General features: G+C 49.7%; 12 protein-coding genes. 5 read left to right on the top strand and 7 right to left on the bottom strand.

Annotated features, from left to right (window positions below; all coding sequences use genetic code 11):
* Window positions 1-258 precede the first annotated feature (258 nt).
* The gene (locus tag BLQ36_RS04110) at window positions 259-1,140 is read left to right on the top strand and encodes a hypothetical protein (RefSeq protein ID WP_143558669.1); all 882 of its coding nucleotides are present in this window, start codon (window positions 259-261) and stop codon (window positions 1,138-1,140) included.
* Window positions 1,141-1,251: 111 nt separating this feature from the next.
* On the opposite strand, the gene BLQ36_RS04105 is transcribed toward BLQ36_RS04110, so the two are convergent.
* The 7 genes from BLQ36_RS04105 to BLQ36_RS04075 all read right to left on the bottom strand — a co-directional run bounded on the left by BLQ36_RS04105 (window position 1,252) and on the right by BLQ36_RS04075 (window position 9,664).
* Window positions 1,252-2,724 (bottom strand): glycoside hydrolase family 32 protein, encoded by a 1,473-nt coding sequence (locus tag BLQ36_RS04105; RefSeq protein WP_074514109.1) that lies wholly within the window; start codon window positions 2,722-2,724, stop codon window positions 1,252-1,254.
* A gap of 30 nt (window positions 2,725-2,754) precedes the next feature.
* A complete protein-coding gene (locus BLQ36_RS04100) occupies window positions 2,755-4,104 on the bottom strand; it encodes a hypothetical protein (protein ID WP_074514108.1) in 1,350 nt (449 codons plus the stop codon).
* 84 nt (window positions 4,105-4,188) lie between these two features.
* Window positions 4,189-5,463 (bottom strand): oligosaccharide MFS transporter, encoded by a 1,275-nt coding sequence (locus tag BLQ36_RS04095; RefSeq protein ID WP_074514107.1) that lies wholly within the window; start codon window positions 5,461-5,463, stop codon window positions 4,189-4,191.
* Window positions 5,464-5,492: 29 nt separating this feature from the next.
* Window positions 5,493-6,869, bottom strand: a complete 1,377-nt coding sequence (locus BLQ36_RS04090; RefSeq protein WP_081342214.1) for a glycoside hydrolase family 32 protein — start codon at window positions 6,867-6,869, stop codon at window positions 5,493-5,495.
* 181 nt (window positions 6,870-7,050) lie between these two features.
* Window positions 7,051-8,025 (bottom strand): LacI family DNA-binding transcriptional regulator, encoded by a 975-nt coding sequence (locus tag BLQ36_RS04085; protein ID WP_074514105.1) that lies wholly within the window; start codon window positions 8,023-8,025, stop codon window positions 7,051-7,053.
* A gap of 109 nt (window positions 8,026-8,134) precedes the next feature.
* Window positions 8,135-9,280 (bottom strand): glycerate kinase, encoded by a 1,146-nt coding sequence (locus BLQ36_RS04080; RefSeq protein WP_074514104.1) that lies wholly within the window; start codon window positions 9,278-9,280, stop codon window positions 8,135-8,137.
* 99 nt (window positions 9,281-9,379) lie between these two features.
* A complete protein-coding gene (locus tag BLQ36_RS04075; RefSeq protein ID WP_074514103.1) occupies window positions 9,380-9,664 on the bottom strand; it encodes a LysM peptidoglycan-binding domain-containing protein in 285 nt (94 codons plus the stop codon).
* Between the two features lie 412 nt (window positions 9,665-10,076).
* On the opposite strand from BLQ36_RS04075, the gene cooS reads away from it, so the two are divergent.
* Genes cooS through BLQ36_RS04055 form a run of 4 tightly spaced genes read left to right on the top strand, consistent with a single transcriptional unit; the run spans window position 10,077 to window position 14,671 of the window.
* Window positions 10,077-12,131, top strand: a complete 2,055-nt coding sequence (gene cooS / locus BLQ36_RS04070) for an anaerobic carbon-monoxide dehydrogenase catalytic subunit (protein WP_081342213.1) — start codon at window positions 10,077-10,079, stop codon at window positions 12,129-12,131.
* A gap of 25 nt (window positions 12,132-12,156) precedes the next feature.
* Entirely contained in the window at window positions 12,157-13,107 is a 951-nt protein-coding gene (locus BLQ36_RS04065; RefSeq protein WP_074514102.1) for an ABC transporter substrate-binding protein, read from the top strand.
* A 29-nt stretch (window positions 13,108-13,136) separates the two neighbouring features.
* Complete coding sequence (locus BLQ36_RS04060; protein ID WP_074514101.1) at window positions 13,137-13,901, top strand: ABC transporter permease; 765 nt, start codon at window positions 13,137-13,139, stop codon at window positions 13,899-13,901.
* Window positions 13,898-14,671: an ABC transporter ATP-binding protein gene (locus BLQ36_RS04055; RefSeq protein WP_033169103.1), complete on the top strand. Its 774-nt coding sequence runs from the start codon at window positions 13,898-13,900 to the stop codon at window positions 14,669-14,671. Before BLQ36_RS04060 ends, BLQ36_RS04055 begins: the two co-directional genes overlap by 4 nt.
* Window positions 14,672-14,748: the final 77 nt, after the last annotated feature.

Raw genomic sequence — 14,748 nt, 5'->3', positions numbered from 1 at the left:
AACAAAGCGTAAAAGACCTGCAAGTAAGTTCTAATGGACTTGCTTGCAGGTCTTTTTTGGTGACGGATTATTTTTTGCTATCTGTATTTATTGCAAGAAATCGCAACATCTTGGAGGAATTACTCCAAGAGTTATTTTATTTGTTGCATCTGGGGAAGAATGTGGTGAACATGGATAAACGATTTCCAGTCAGATTGCTGTCTGTTTTGGTTTTAGGCTTATTCCTGCTGTTGAGCGGAAAAAGCTGGGCCGCGGAATTTGAGCCGGTTTTCTTATACGGCTTATACGTCGCTGTTCTGGCTGAAGGAGGCCGGCGTGCCGGAGGCGGCTGAATATGCCAAGGCCACGGACAAGCAGAATCTTTTAGTGACGGGGAAGATAAAGAATTTCCATACCTTGCAGCCGGTGAATATGCTTTATCATGAGATGCGCTATGCCGCGCTCAATCAGTATATCCAGCAAAATGGCTATACGAATGTCCTGGACATTGCCTGTGGTTTTTCCTCCCGTGGGCTTTATATGGCCCGGCATGGGATTCGTTTTGTTGGGGCAGAGTTCCCGGCTGTGGCAGCCTATGGCAACAACTATCTGAAAAAATGTCTAACGCCCGCTGAACGGAAGCTGGCTTCGTATGCAGTCGCAGATGCAACCGATAAGGAGCAGATGATGGCGGCGGCAGATTTGATGACAGGCCCTGTCTGCATTACTATGGACGGCCTGATGATGTATCTGACCCATGAACAGCAGGCCAGCGTCTTGCAGAATATCAAGGCTATTTTGCAGAAACATGGTGGCTGCTATATTACTACGGACTTTTCTGCCCGCGAGTTTGTCATGGACGCGTCCAAAGTAGTTTATGGGGAGAACGATGCCCGTAAAGTCTATCGTGAATCGGCCAAGGTTTATGAAGATATTGCGGATGCAGATTTCGATGAGAAGTTTTTTGCCAATGATGAAGAAGCCACGAGATTCATTGCCGCACAGGGGTTAAAGGTGCAGCGAATACCGCTGTTCAGCCGGCCAACAAAACTTTATAGCGAAAAAGGCTTGAATAAGCAGCAGTTGCAACGATTGGATAGCATGAAAAATGCGGCCATCGTATGGCTGATAACATGCGAATCCAGGAGGATGATAGAATAAAAAAAATGACATCTGACAAAATTGATTGCTTTTGCATTAGAGTACGCCCATGCTGAGCGCACATACAAAAATCCCAGAATGTAACAAACATTCTGGGATTTAAACGCTCACTTAAATCGTGCTGCTCTGTAAATCCGTCAGTACCACTTGACTGTCATGGGAGAAAATCCCCCACTGATGCTCAGGCAAGCCATACATACGTGTACTCAAGGCCATTTGATCATTGATATAGAGCACGGCTACGGTACCATCCAACAGCAGCGTAAAATCATAACGCTCCCCCTCCTGCAAACGAACGGGCACTGCTAATTCGGGTTTGGCCTTCCCGATGCGGGCCGTATCCGTATTGTAGAAAGCCACCTGCTGCTTGGATGGGTCAAATACCAAGTTGAGCGCTCCTGTCTGATTCGGACCAACCTGGAACATAAGTCCAAAGGTTCCCTGCTTTCCTGCCGGGGTAAAATGTCCGGTTATTTTCCGCATCCCCTCTATTTTCGGCATCACGACATTCGCAAAACCTTTTCCCTCAAAGCGATAGCTTTTGGCATCCACACTTACCGCTCCGCTTTGCGTAATCGGCACCAGCTTCTCATCCTGCCGCAACTGCTTCGTAATCTTTTCCACTGGTACCGGATAAAGTGTCCCATCATCATGCTGCTTGAGTTGATGCGCTACGAGATTGCCTGCCCAATCGGTCGGCTTCTTGTCCTGCTTATCGGCCTTAGTTGGCGTCCAACCTACCAGATATAGATTCTCTTTATCCTGTGCCAGTTTGCCAGCATAGAAACCACTGGCGTCAAAGTAATCACGTTCCGGCTTTACAAAGGGGCCTTTTGAATCTTTTGCCATCCGGTAATGTACCACACGGGAAGGCCACTGATCCGAAAATGTCAGATACCAGTAATCACCATATTTAACCAAGGTCGGACACTCCATATTCGCAGAACTTCCCATATCATTTTCAAAGAGGATACCTTTATCTTCCCAGTGCTTCAAGTCCTTCGATGTGTAACGGGCAATTACGCCGCGTGCCTTTTTGCTGCGCGTCGTAATGAGCATCCAGTATTCATCATAATCCGCATTATAGAATACATTCGGATCGCGGAAGGTATCATCATAAATATACGGTTTGCTGCCATGGAACGTATCCTCTGGCAGTTTTTGCCAACTTACCAGATCCCGGCTAACCGCATGCATGATATTTTCTTTGGGCATGCTTCGCCAGTTAAAGCCTGTATAGAACGCATGATAAAGACCATCTTTATCCTTTACCACCGAACCGGTTCCTAAAGCTGAGTCCTTGGCAAATTCATTTTCCGTATCATACGGAATAACCATACTATCCTGCTGATAATCGACAAAATCTTTCGTGGTCAATAAGCTCCAAGGATGAAAACCGACATCCCCATCACGCATATCCTCCAGATAAAAGATGCGGAACTGTTCTCCATCGTAATACGGCATCGTATCGCCTACCCAGCTGTAACCGGTATCGGGGAAAATCGACGGATAGGCCAACGCCGGAGAATTCATAAAACCAAAACTCGAAGCTGCCAGCATCGCTGCCAGGATTTGTTTTTTCATAACCTGCCATCCTTTCATCCTAAATACTGCTTAGAAATATACTTCCCACTGCGTACGGAAGAAGCTGTAATGATTCCTTTTCCCTGTAAGTTTTCCTTGACCTGCGTCAAATAGGCCTTGTTTGCCAAACGTATAATTGACCAGCAGCTTCGTATTGCGTACAGGTACGAAATCAGCACCAATGCGGATACCATTGAACTCACCGGCACGATACTGCCATGGCTTATCCGGAGCATACGGATTCTGCTGTTTCAGTTCCTCTTTATAATCGCCATGCGTCGGGTCAACGATATCATCGTTAAACCAATTTGTCATTCCGGTATGACCACGCTGCAAATACTTTTTGACATAGATATCAAAAGAACCAGGGATATCAGCCCGCGCCTCTTTGTATTGCAATTGCAGGAAATGCGACTTATTCAACGAGTTTGAATCCGATTTAGCTAATGCGGCCCAGAATTTCAAATCGCGATTGAGTTTCGTATCAAAGCCGAGCGAGAACGTCTTGCGCCGCAAATTATCATTCCGCCGCGTTATGCGTCCGTAATGCGTATTGATATTGGTGTTTTTCGCCACAGGGATTTCCCCTATCAACGACAAAACCCGTACATTGCCACTGCCGCCTTCTGACCAAATATCCAATTTATTTTCCGTATCGCCATAAAAAACCTTGCTATACGTATTACCAGAATTCAGCGTGAAGTTGGCCTTGCGTCCCCATCTTGTCGGTATGCCATAAGATGCCTGCCAACCATCGATTTTTTCATCAAACGTAAACTTATACGGGGACTGCAGATAATAGCGGCCGAGCTTGACATTCACATCTCCTACCCGGCCATCCGCATAAAGCTGCAGTACCGGACGGGAGTATTTCTTGCCTCCTGGTGCATCAAAACCACCATCGGCTTCATACGCTCCATGATTCGTAGAAAGACTATCTTCAAACTCATGCTCACTATGAAAGGACCAACGCTCATTGATTCGATGATTGACAAACAGGTTGAGCCAGACAGACTTTCGATTGGTCCCCTTGAAATCTGCAAAATGCTGCTTATCCCAGCGGAAGCGTCCATAACCGTGGATATCCACCCGTGGTTCATTGGTCTTTTTCTCTACCTTAGTCATTCGCTTTTCCAGGCTTCCCAACTGCGCATTCAGCCTTTTCTGCAATTCCTGTGCCTGATATAGCTGCTGCTCCAATTCCTTATGTAAAGTCTGCAACGACTCCTGCGTCACAGGTTCCGCCGCAGCTGCAGCCTGTCCTATCCCACCTTGTTCGCTCATCACATTTGCCGCTGCTAACGGCTGTGCTCCCACCGTTCCATAAGTCCCCAATGCGAGCGCCGGCACCAAACCATAAGCTAGAAAATTCTTCTTCATATATTTTCCTCCCCTGGCAGAAAACAATCAAAAACGTCCCTGCGGCCATTCGGCAGTCAGGGACGCTAGCTTCTATCTATCCTCTCAGGCTTCTAGCGGCTGACCTGCCACATCTTTATCGTCTTTTTTCAGGATGAAAAATGCATACAACGTAGCACAGATAACAATTCCTGCAATAATCAGGAATGTATTCTGGTAACCGATATTATCGCGCAAGCTGCCGAGTGGCACCGAAAAGATAATGCCACCTACAGAAGCTGCAATCTGGAAACCTACCATATAGAGCGTAGCCGATACGCGCGTGTCAAAATGAAGCGTAAAGTAACGGAAAATGGCCAGGACAAAGAGAGCCGTTTCCGGGGCATGCAAAAGTTTGATGAGACCAATCCCCAGTGGCGTCGAAGCTAAACCGCATCCACCGATACGGCAGACCATGATCAGGCAGCCTAACAGCAGCGCACGACGCACGCCAATCCGTTTCATCAAGATTGGCACCAATCCCATCATGACGAACTCCAAAAACACCTGAACCGAATTCAAAATACCATAGGCCTGCTGTCCTTCCTCAGGCGTAGCAAAGAAGCGCGTGAAAAATTCAGGGAACATCTGCTGGTCAAACACGGTGTAAAACGTCCAACTCAGGATAACAAAAATGATGATCCGCCAAAGATCCATAATGCCAAAGACCTGAACAATCTCCTTAATGGATGGCGATTTCGTCGCCTTATCGCGCTCCTCACGATTCTCATACTTCGCAACATTTTCTTCTTTGTTTTCCGGTTTTACGAACACCAGGATAGCGAGCAGTACCGCCGACACCGCGGAACCAGTCCAAAAAACCAGATAAGGATTAATGGTAAAGAGGAATCCAGCTGCCAGCGCCGAGATGGCATAGCCAAAAGATCCCCACGCTCTAGCTTGCCCATACTCAAAGCTGTAACGACGGCTGAGTCGTTCCGTTACTGCCTCAAATACCGGGCAGGCTGCCAGATAAGCCACCGCCAAATATACCGCTCCTACCATCGCACCGACGTAAAAATTGCTGGCCAGCATCGGCACATAAACCCAGGTAAAAAATGGTGCCAAAAGGACTTGGCAGCCTACCATTGCCATGAGTAAATGCTTTTTTAATCCCAACTTATCCTGAATGGAACCATAAACAAACATCAACACCAAAGCTACGGCTGAACCAAACGTGTAGATTGTTCCCACTTGAGCTCCCGTAAATCCCTGCTTGGACGTCAGCCAAATCTGGAAAAATGACCACCAAATCCCCCATCCAGCAAAGAACAAAAGAATTTCCAGTGAACCCGTCCGATAAAACGGATTTTTTAGTGCCTGCATCAAAATGTTTTGCATGATTGTTGTTCCCCCTTAAGTTACCTCAATCAATAAAGATTAGATTCACTCTCTAACCGCCATGCTTTCGTCTGATTTGCCGACTTTGCCAGCAAACGGCAAGTTACATCATCTTGCCAATACATACGCTCGGTAAACGTCAATTCCCCATCATCAACGAATATTTCTGCTGAACTCTTATCAAGGAAAATCTGCAATTTGAGAGGCCCTTCTGACCGCCGCAAAGCCGCCCGTTCGCCATCCTCTGTATTGCGGTTCAAAACCAGCCGTCCACCGGGTTCCAGGCTGAGCTGCAGATTCCTGCTGCCATCGGTAAGCAGGAGCAGCACGCCTTCCGCCTTATCCGCAAAGGTCAGTTCCAATTCAGCCACTTTCCCCAGTTTATAATCCTGCTGCGCTTCGAGCTGTCCATCCAGCAGCACTTCCTGCCGCAGTCCCTTGAGCTCTGCTACTGGTTTTTGGACGAGATACCCATCCTTTACCGATAACTCACGCGGAAGTGTCAGAGCACCCGCCCAGCCATCTTCGATTTCCGGCATAGATGAATCCCAAGCATTCATCCAAGCTATCATCACACGTCTTCCATCCGGTGTCAACATCGTTTGCGTTGCATAAAAATCATGTCCGTGATCGATTTCCACAAAGCCATGATGCACCAGCTTTTTCTCTTCTATATGTCCCAGCAGGTAGCCTGTCTGATTCAAATTGCGGAAACGATCGCCATCCGCCTCCAAGCCCTGTGGGGACATCAACAGGATATCTGCGCCATCCAGGTGGAAAAAGTCCGGACATTCCCACATATATCCTTCTTTTTCCTTCGAAACTGCCTTGCTGAGTTCTGTTACCTCCTGCCAGTGCAATAAATCCGGCGAACCATAGATCAAGGCACGCCCCAGACCATCGGTTGCCTGACTCCCCAGCACCATGTAAAACATATCGCCATCCTGCCAAACCTTTGGATCACGGAAATGCTTCGTATTGCCCGCTGGTGTTTTGAGTACCGGATTGGCACCATACTTCGTGAAATGGATGCCATCCTCACTCCAGGCCACTCGCTGATCCTGATAAAAATCTTCCGGATCTACTGCATTCGGCGTATGATGTCCTGTATAGACCAGCCAGAGCTTATCCTCATAAACTACTGCACTGCCGGAAAAGCAACCGTTCTCATTTTCATCAGGTGCCAGTGCTACCGGCAACGTCTCCCAATGCACCAAGTCGCGACTGCGTGCGTGTCCCCAATGCATCGGCCCCCATTCCGCAGCATATGGGTAATACTGATAGAAGATATGATACCAGCCTTTAAAAAAGGAAAAACCATTCGGATCATTCATCCAGCCGCCTGGTGTCATTAGATGATATCCCAATCGATATCGCTGATTCGTGATTGCCATCGGCGTTTTCATAAGCATGCGCTCCTTCATCTATTTGGATTATTGTTTTATTCTTTTGAACCGGTTCATTGAACCGGTTCAAAATGTATTTTAGACTTATTTGCGTCGATTGTCAATGGTTTTGAAATAATTTATTTTATTTCTTTATTCTGACAACACGCAAAAACTCGACAAAAAAGGAGAAACCTGTCTGCTAACAAGTTTCTCCTGCCAATAATGTCGGCGGCAATATCCATGGTGAATCATCGGGCCTGCCGTTTATGAGCCCCACTATTTTCTTTACCGCCAGCTCCGCCAGTTCCTTGATAGGTTGGCGCACCGCGGTCAACTTATAAATACCACTTTGCGTAATATCCGTACCATCATAAGCCACCAGCTTCAACTGCTCCGGTATCTTTATCCCTTTCCGCACAGCTACCTGCAGACAGCTGGCCACCGATACATCCGAGCCTAATATCCCATCCACATCGCGGTACTTAGCAAAGATCATCTCTGCCAGTTGCAGGGACTCTTGAAATCCAAAGCTATTCCATGGCAATGGCACGATATCCGTACGAACCCCATGTTTCTGCATGACAGCATTAAAAGCCTGATGATATTCCCCCGCCGGTGTCTTAACCATCTGCGAACCGGCTATCTGTACGATATGACGGCAGTCATGCTGCAGAAAAGCCTTGGCCGCGAGCTGCCCGCCCAGTACATGATCGGCATGCACAATAGGTATTTCCGGACTTAGATAGCGGTCAAATGCCAGAATCGGCTGTTTGATGCCCTGATAAAGAGAAGTATCCAAGGAATGCGCCCCCATGATAATGCCATCCATATTTTGGCGCTGCAGCATATCGATAAAGACATGCTCCGCATTTTCCTTTTGCTGGGTACAGCAAAGCATTGTTTTATAGCCCTGATGATACAGGGATTCCTCGATTGCCTCCACTAACTCGGCAAAAAAGGGATGCGCTACCGTTGGCACGATAATCCCGACAGTCATCGTACGCTTCAATGACAGGTTGCGCGCCATCTCACTGGGTATATATTGCAGCTTTTCTACCGCATCCTGTACTTTTTTCCGTATCTGCGGGGACCCGTAATCCATGTGGTTCAGCACCATGGAGACCGTTCCTACCGACACGCCAGCCTCCCGTGCTACATCCCGAATTTTGGCCATATATGCTCCTCCCATCTTCCAACTGCTTTATCCTAACCATGCCAAGCCTCACGAAAAATACTCGACATGCCTAGTATACCATACAGTCCGCCCTTTGTGGTAAATTCAGTTACTTTAGAAGACGCAAGATTTGTGTCACCGTCTGTTTGAGGTTCAAACGGGTCGTTTTCTCTTCCATAGCCTCCTCAACCGTCATTGGCATATGGAGGATGGGGAAATAGGCATCAATCCCATGTTGATTGACCAGCTCAGCATCCGGAAGCGCACAGCCGCAAACCGCTACGGTCTTTACCTGTGCATGCAACGCATGTGCCAGTTGGCCCACGCCAGCTGGCCCTTTTCCCATAGCTGTCTGTCCATCCATACGCCCCTCTCCCGTAATCAGCAGATCAGCAGTCTTCAAAGCCCGACGAATGCCAATTGTCTCCAGGCATAGTTCCGTGCCAGGTATCAGTTCTCCTCCTAAGAACGTTTGAAATGCAAACCCAAGGCCCCCCGCTGCTCCAGCTCCTGGCACATCTGCCCCTTGTGCAGGAAGCATCCTTTCTACTAAATCAGCAAAACGATGTATGGCTTCATCCATGCTTTTGACAATTTCCTCGGAAGCTCCTTTTTGCGGACCGAAAACTACGGAGCATCCCTGCTCTCCATAAAGTGGGTTGGTCACGTCACAGGCAATGCGGAATCGGCATTCTTTAAGCCGCTCATCCACCTGGCTTCCGTCGATTGCTGCCACGTCGGTCAGGTTTCCGCCACAAATCCCCGCAAGTTTTCCATCCGCTTTGTAAAACTTCCAGCCTAAAGCGGTCAGCATCCCCAGCCCGCAATCATTGGTGGCACTGCCTCCAATCCCGATGATAAAATCCCTGCAGCCATCCTCCATTGCCTGCAGTATCAGTTCCCCCAGTCCATACGTCGTCGTGTGAAGCGGGTTGCGTTTAGCCAGTGGCACCTTGGTAAGTCCGGCAGCATCTGCCATCTCAATCACAGCCAGCCCAGCCTCGGGAACCCGTCCATACCGGCTGGCAACCGGTGTTGCCAAAGGCCCTGTAACCGTAGTCGACACAATTGTTCCCTGCAAGCCCTCCACCAAAGTATCCACAGTTCCCTCGCCTCCGTCAGCCAGGGGGAACACCTCTACTACAGCCTCGGGCAAAGCAGCCAACACCGCCTCTTGAGCCGCCTGTCCAGCAGCCAGCGATGACAAACTTCCCTTGAATGAATCAATCGCAATAACGATATGATCAAGTTTCATCGTAATCAACTCCCTCTCTTGCACAAAAATGACCAAACCATCCCAACATACGTAAAGAGGCTGCACAAATCTGCACAGCCTCTCGATTCCAATATGAATTTATTTCTTTACCCAATAATTGATGCGGAGCTCATCGCCCACTTTGATATCGCGATGCAGGAGCCAATCATTCAGTTCCTTGATGCCAGCGGTAAACTCGCGAATCTCACGCGGACCATAATTATTCTTTGCCATATATTCCTTGGCAACACTGTCCAGCGTATCTCCCTGGGCTACTGTGTATACCGTTTCTACTAATTCGTAATTTTTTGCAGCTGCCTCACAATCCATGCCGGTAAATCCGACGAACACGACAGCCATCAACATGACCAACGCCTTCTTCATTTTAGGTTCCTCCTGTAAAACGAATGAATAAATTAGTGCAAATGAACTGGATTTCTTTGTGAACATCCTTGATTTGTGACTTGATTATATTCCTTTTTTACCCCCTTGGCAATAGTTTTTTCATAAAAAATCCAGATTTTTTACATGTTTTTTCCAGATATGCTTTAACCCGCATAAACACAAGGCTTATCGCACTTTTTTATCATAGTATTAGTCATTATGTTCCCCTTAAAATTTGCTTAAAAAGTAATTCCGATATTTTTTATATGTTTTTAGTTGACAGATTTACAAGTTTACAGTAATATAATAACCATCTCTTGTATACATACTTGTTTTATATGTTTAATTTTTATTGACAGTCAAATTTCCAATGTCAAAAGTCAGATGTCAGATGTCAAAAGGAGCGGTCACTATGTCAACGAACCATCACCACCAACACCCACACAATCATCCGCATACTTACGATACCGTTCATGAACATGCCGACTGGCATACGCATGATCATGATGCCCAGCATCCCCATGAGCATGGCGGCGTCAAGGATTATATGAAAGCCGTCGCTGAGTACCGCAAGACCTTTGCCTCGAAACAGGATGTCTTGGAGCAGACGCCCGATCCCGCCGTGCGCGAGATGATGCTTCGCCTGGAGCAGCTCGGCCATGATACGGTGTTTGATCGCTTTGACCAACAGAAGCCGCAATGTTCGTTTGGCCTCGGCGGTGTCTGCTGCAAGATTTGTAACATGGGCCCCTGCAAGATTACTCCGAAGAGTCCGCGTGGCGTCTGCGGTGCTGATGCCGATCTCATCGTCGCCCGCAATCTCTTGCGAAGTGCCGCGGCGGGGGCCGCGCAACACGGCGTCCATGCACGGGAAATCCTTTTATCGCTAAAATTCATTGCCGAAGGAAAGTTAAACCTTCCCCTGCTCGGGGAAAAGAAAATGCGCGCAATCTGTAAGGCGTTTGGCATCGAAACGCGCGGCCAAAGTGCCCGCCGCCTCGCTGGCAAACTTGCCGATGTACTGCTTGCTGACCTGTCACGCGCCGTACCCGCTGATTATGAAACCATCAAAGCACTGGCACCTGTCGAGCGGCAGAAGGTCTGGAAGGATTTGGATATCCTGCCCATCAGCGCTTATCACGAAGTCTTTGATGCCTACCATCGCACTGGCGTCGGCACCGATGGCGATTGGCAGAGCATCATGAAACAGTTCCTGCGCTGCGGCCTGGCTTTCTGTTTTACCGGCGTCGTCGCTTCCAATATCGGCACCGACGCCATGTTTGGCACGGGCCATCGCGCCACGTCCAAGGTCAACATCGGCGCCCTCAAAAAGGGCTATGTCAATATCGCCGTTCACGGTCATCTTCCGACCCTCGTCAGCGAAATCGTGCGCATTGGCCACAGCCAGGAATTTTTGGCTCTCGCCCAAAAGAACGGCGCCAAAGGCATCCAATTCTACGGCATCTGCTGTTCCTGCCTGTCAGCGATGTACCGCTACGAGGGGGTCATCCCCCTCTCCAATGCCGTCGGCGCCGAGCTCGTACTTGGCACCGGTGCCCTTGACCTCTGGGTTGCCGATGTGCAGGATGTCTTCCCATCCATCATGGATGTTGCCAAGTGTTTTAAGACCACCGTAGTTACGACCAGTGATTCCGCGCGGCTGCCTGGTGCCGAGCACTATGCCTATGACCACCATCATTCGAATATCAGCGACACCGAAAAAATCGCGCGCAAGATTGTCACCCGCGCCATCGAAAGCTTTGCCGCCCGCCGGGACATTCCGGTGTTTATCCCCGCTTACGAAGTCACGGCCGATGTCGGCTTTACCGCTGAAAACATCGCTGAGCAGTTCCCCGGCTATCACGCCCTGGCCCAAGCCCTCAAAGAGGGAACCATTCGCGGCATCGTAAACATGGTCGGCTGCAGCAATCCCCGTGTCGTCTATGAAAAAGCCACCGTCGATGTGGCCAAGGAATTGCTCAAAAACAATATCCTGATTTTCACCAACGGCTGCGCCTCCTTCCCACTGTTAAAACTCGGGTTCTGCAGCAAGGAAGGGGCCGCCAAGGCTGGAAAGTCCCTGCGAGATTTCTTGACCACCCACGAACTGCCACCGGTCTGGCACATGGGCGAATGCATCGACAACACGCGCGCCTCGATCGTGTTCGGTGGCATTGCCGCCGCAAGCAGCCAAGCCATCAAAGATATGCCCTATGCCTTTGCCAGCCCCGAATGGTCCAACGAAAAAGGCCTTGACGCCTCACTGGCCTTCCGACTCTTTGGCATCGACTCCTATCACTGTGTGGAACCACCAGTCCAAGGCTCCGAGAACGTCGAGCGTTTCCTCAAACACGATACGAAAGCCACCCTCGGCGCTGTCATGAATGTCAATACGGACCCGAAAGCACTGGCCGCCAAAATTGTTGCAGACATCGAAGCCCAACGTCAACGGCTCGGCTGGAGCTAAACCGGCTAACGAAAGGAGACTGCCCATGAAACGATTTCTAGCTATCCTGACTGTCCTGCTAACGCTCTTCTTAACAGCTGGCTGTGGCGAATCACCCGCTACCCCACGCGCCGAAACCAACGGCGCAAAAACCATCCGCATCGCTTACCTTCCCATCACCCATGCTCTGCCCTTGTTTGCTACCAAGGAACTGCAAACTGCAGACGGCCCGGTAAAAATCGAACTCATAAAATACGGCTCCTGGCCCGAACTTATGGATGCCTTGAACACGGGCAAAGTCGACGGCGCGTCGGTTCTTGCCGAACTTGCAGTCAAAGCCAAAGAACAAGGCATCGATGTAAAAGCCGCTGCGCTTGGACATCGCGACGGCAATGCCCTAATCGTCAGCAATGACATTCAAAAACCTACCGACCTCAAAGGCAAGGTCTTTGCCATTCCCCACAAACAGTCCTCCCATAAACTGCTTCTCGACCAGCTGCTCGAAAAAAACGGTCTTAGCGAAAGCGATCTTACCATCGTGGAAATGTCCCCGCCGGAAATGCCGGCGGCCCTTGCCACCAAACAGATTGCAGGCTACTGCGTAGCCGAGCCCTTCGGCGCGAAATCCGTGATACTCGGCAATGGTCATGAACTAATCCCCGCGCAGGAGCTCTGGCCCGACAGCATCTGCTGCCTATTGGTCTTCAATGGCGAATTTTTAGCAGCGAACCGCGAACTGACCCGTCAGTTCGTCCAACAGTACAAGCAGGCCGGCATCTATCTTACCGAACATCCCGAAGCGCAAAAAACAATAGCGCTCAAATACCTCAAGGCCAAGGATAAAATCCTTGACCTGTCGCTCGAATGGATTTCCTACGACAACCTTTCCATCCCACGCCTAGCTTATGACGAACTCATCACGCGCATGAAGACCAGTCATCTTCTAACCAAAGCGCCGAACTATGAAGACTTTGTCGATACCAGTTTGTACGAATAAATTAGATCTTTCCGAAAGGCTGTGACTTTATGAAACATGCAATTCATCTTAGCGGAGCTTTGCTCCTGGTACTCCTCAGCTGGCAGGCCATCGCCTGGCTTGGTGGCTGGAGCGAAGCCCTTTTCCCCACGCCCCTTCAGACGCTTCTGGGATTCGGCGAAATCCTCGCCGATGGCGTATTGCTGAAAGACATCGGCACGAGCCTCTACCGTTTTCTGCTCGGCTACACGACTTCTGTTATCCTGGCCATGGCTTTAGGACTTATCCTCGGCTGGTATCAAAACATCTGGGCGTTTTTGAATCCCATCGCCCAAGTATTGCGGCCAATATCGCCCGTTGCCTGGCTGCCTTTTATCGTCCTCGTCTTTGGCATTGGCGATATGCCATCGCTCGTCATCATTTTCCTCGCAGCCTTTTTCCCGGTGCTGCTCTCCACCGTAGCCGCCGTTGCCACCATCGAGCCGGTCTATCTAAAAGTCGCGCAGAACTTTGGAATCGGCCAGCCACAACTCTTGACGAAAATCATCTTCCCAGCCATTTTCCCGCGCATCGCCACGGGCCTGCATCTGGCACTCGGCACCGCCTGGGTCTTTCTCGTTGCCGGCGAAATGGTCGGCACGCAATCCGGCCTTGGCTTTCTCATCATTGACGCCCGCAATAATCTGCGGGCAGACCTTTTGATGACGGCCATCATCACCATTGGTGTACTCGGCCTCCTGCTCGACAGCAGCATCACCTTACTCGAAAAACGCATTTACCGCCGTTGGGGCATCCCAGAAAGGAGTAACGCATGAGTTATATTGACATCCAAGAAGTCTCGCGAAATTATTCCCAAAAGGGGCAGACCTTCCACGCCCTCCAGCATGTCAATCTCCGGATTGACCGCGGCGAATTCATCTGCCTGCTCGGCCCCTCCGGCTGCGGCAAGAGCACACTGCTAAACATACTGGCCGGCTTTGATAAAGTTTCCGCAGGCAGCATCACCATTCATGGCGCCCCGGTAACAAAACCATCAATCAAACATGTCACGATTTTCCAGAACTACGGTCTGCTGCCCTGGCGTACCGTCGAAAAGAATGTGGAGCTAGGCCTTGAGAGCCTTTCCGTACCAGCCGAAAAACGCCAGGAAATCGCCAACCGCTATTTGGACCTCGTCGGGCTCAAGGATTTTGCCCAGAACCATCCAGCCGAGCTATCCGGCGGCATGCAGCAGCGCGTGGCCATCGCCCGCGCGTTAGCGGTCGATCCCGAAATCATCTTCATGGACGAACCGTTTGCCGCCCTTGATGCCTTGACGCGCATGAAACTGCAGGATGAAATCTCCGCCATCAACCGCAGGCAACACAAGACCATTATCTTCGTGACCCACGACATCGACGAAGCCGTGGTACTGGCTGACCGCATCGTCATCATGACACCAAATCCCGGCCGCATCAAGACCATCATCCCCGTAGACCTTCATGGCCAACGCGACCGCACCAGCCCAGACTTTCTGCGCATCCGCGACCACGTATTTGCCGAATTCTCCTTAAAACCAGCCGATAAAACCGAATATTATATTTAATATCATACTTCGCACCGACATATGACTAAAAAAGCCTGCAAATAAAAAGTCAAATACTTGACTTTTTATTTGCAGGC

It is taken from the genome of Selenomonas sp. WCT3 (genome assembly GCA_900100835.1).
Classification (GTDB): Bacteria; Bacillota; Negativicutes; order Selenomonadales; family Selenomonadaceae; genus Selenomonas_A; species Selenomonas_A ruminantium_E.
This window is presented reverse-complemented; position numbering and strand designations above follow the sequence as displayed.

Coding starts and splice junctions, on each gene's coding strand:
- BLQ36_RS04105 (WP_074514109.1), bottom strand. CDS start 2,724: ATGAAAAAACAAATCCTGGCAGCGATGCTGGCAGCTTCGAGTTTTGGT.
- BLQ36_RS04100 (WP_074514108.1), bottom strand. CDS start 4,104: ATGAAGAAGAATTTTCTAGCTTATGGTTTGGTGCCGGCGCTCGCATTG.
- BLQ36_RS04095 (WP_074514107.1), bottom strand. CDS start 5,463: ATGCAAAACATTTTGATGCAGGCACTAAAAAATCCGTTTTATCGGACG.
- BLQ36_RS04090 (WP_081342214.1), bottom strand. CDS start 6,869: ATGAAAACGCCGATGGCAATCACGAATCAGCGATATCGATTGGGATAT.
- BLQ36_RS04085 (WP_074514105.1), bottom strand. CDS start 8,025: ATGGCCAAAATTCGGGATGTAGCACGGGAGGCTGGCGTGTCGGTAGGA.
- BLQ36_RS04080 (WP_074514104.1), bottom strand. CDS start 9,280: ATGAAACTTGATCATATCGTTATTGCGATTGATTCATTCAAGGGAAGT.
- BLQ36_RS04075 (WP_074514103.1), bottom strand. CDS start 9,664: ATGAAGAAGGCGTTGGTCATGTTGATGGCTGTCGTGTTCGTCGGATTT.
- cooS (WP_081342213.1), top strand. CDS start 10,077: ATGTCAACGAACCATCACCACCAACACCCACACAATCATCCGCATACT.
- BLQ36_RS04065 (WP_074514102.1), top strand. CDS start 12,157: ATGAAACGATTTCTAGCTATCCTGACTGTCCTGCTAACGCTCTTCTTA.
- BLQ36_RS04060 (WP_074514101.1), top strand. CDS start 13,137: ATGAAACATGCAATTCATCTTAGCGGAGCTTTGCTCCTGGTACTCCTC.
- BLQ36_RS04055 (WP_033169103.1), top strand. CDS start 13,898: ATGAGTTATATTGACATCCAAGAAGTCTCGCGAAATTATTCCCAAAAG.